Annotated in this window: 2 protein-coding genes; both read right to left on the reverse strand. The window is 71.5% G+C overall.

Annotated elements, in window-relative coordinates:
* Window positions 1–1083 (reverse strand): MFS transporter (locus ACMO6A_RS08455; protein WP_418471098.1); only part of this gene is annotated, 1083 nt, incomplete at its 3' end.
* 172 nt (window positions 1084–1255) lie between these two features.
* A partial coding sequence (locus ACMO6A_RS08460; RefSeq protein WP_418471099.1) for an ATP-binding cassette domain-containing protein occupies window positions 1256–1810 on the reverse strand: 555 nt, incomplete at its 5' end.

The following is a 1810-nucleotide window of genomic DNA, read 5'->3' on the forward strand; positions in this document are numbered from 1 at the left end:
CGTGCCCAGCTTGTTCACGAGGTAGCCCGACAGCAGCGAGGCGGCGAACCAGGCCGCGTTCATAGGCGCCACCAGGTAGCCGGCGGCGGTGGCGTTCAGGTCGTCGACGATCTGGAAGTACGTGGGCAGGTACGTGAGCACGCCGATCATGACGAACATCGTGATGGAGCTTGCGACGATGGAGATGTCGAAGTTCCTGTTCTTGAACAGCGACAACGCCATGAGCGGTTCCCGTGCGCGGCGCTCCGCCAGCACGAACAGCGCGCTCGCAACCGCGGTGGCAACCAGCAGGCCGATGATGGTCGGCGAGGTCCACGCGTGCTCGTTGCCGCCCCACAAGGTTGCCAGCGTGAGCGCGGTCACGGCGGCCACGAGCGTCACGGCGCCGCCGACGTCGAACGGCGCCCTCTCCGCGGTGCGGCGCGGTTTCGGCAGGAAGACGGCGGCGATGACGATGGCGGCCAGCGCGAGCGGCACGTCGAACCAGAACGCCCAGCGCCAGCCCACCGCGTCGGCGAAGAATCCGCCCAGCAACGGGCCGGCCAGCATGGGCACGGCGTAGGCCACGCCCATGATGCTGAGGTAGAGCGCGCGGCGGCGCGGCGGCACCACGTCGGCCACGATGGCCTGCGAGAGCACCATGAGCCCGCCGCCGCCCAAGCCCTGCACGGCGCGGCCGATCACGAGCCCTTCCATCGACGGGGCCAGCGCGCACGCGGCCGAGCCCGCCACGAACAGGGCCAGCGCGCCGATGAACAGCCCTTTGCGGCCGATGAGGTCGCCCATCTTGCCGTACAACGGCATGGTGACGGTGGCGGCCAGCACGTAGGACGTGGTCACCCACAGCATGCGGTTCACGCCGCCCAGCTCGCCCACGATGGTGGGCAGGACGGTGGCCACGATGGTCTGGTTCAGGGTCCCCACGGTCATCGCCACCAGAAGCCCCGCGAACACGGCGGCGACCGAGCGCCGCGACAGCGGCGGATCGGAAGCCGGGAGAGCCGTCGGACAGCCGCCGCCCGCGGCGGGTTGCCGGCCGCCGCCGGAGACGCTCCCCTCCTCCGCCTGCCCGTCGTTCGCCATCGCCTGCTCCGTCCTCGCTCGCCTGCGCCCTCGTCCACGGCGCCGGAGCGCCCATCCAGTCGGGCAAGCTTTGCAGAGGGGAGGAACGCGCGTCAAGGGCTGTTGCCCGCTCGTTACCGCAGGTGAGCGGTTCCGTTCAGCGCGACTCCCGCGGGGCGGGAAGCGGGCGGCATCACGCCAGCTCGCGATCGGCCGCCCACATGCGGGCGTACTTGCCGCCCGCGGCCACCAGCTCGTCGTGCGTGCCCTGCTCGAGCACGCGGCCGTCGCCGACGACCGCGATCGAATCGGCCCCGCGCACGATGGCCAGCGTGTGCGCCACCATCACCACGGTCTTGCGCTTCGCCAGCAGGTTGGCGATGGCCTCCTTCACGGCCAGCTCGTTCTCGATGTCGAGCGAGGCCGTCGCCTCGTCCAGCAGCACGATGGGCGCGTCGCGCAGGATGGCGCGCGCGATGGACAGGCGCTGGCGCTCGCCGCCCGACAGCCGGCCGCCGTTCTCCCCGATGCGCGAGGCGTAGCCTTCGGGCAGGGCGCGCACGAACCCGTCGGCGTTCGCGAGACGGCACGCCTCCCGCACCTCGTCGTCGGTGGCGCCGGGCCGGGCGTAGCGGATGTTGTCCATCACCGAATCGTCGAACAGGAACACGTTCTGATCGACGACGGACACGCCCGCCAGCACGCTTTCCGGCGCGTAGGCCGCGGTGTCCGCGCCGCCGATGCGCAC

Source organism: Eggerthella sp., from assembly GCF_048329335.1.
Classification (GTDB): Bacteria; Actinomycetota; Coriobacteriia; order Coriobacteriales; family Eggerthellaceae; genus Eggerthella; species Eggerthella lenta.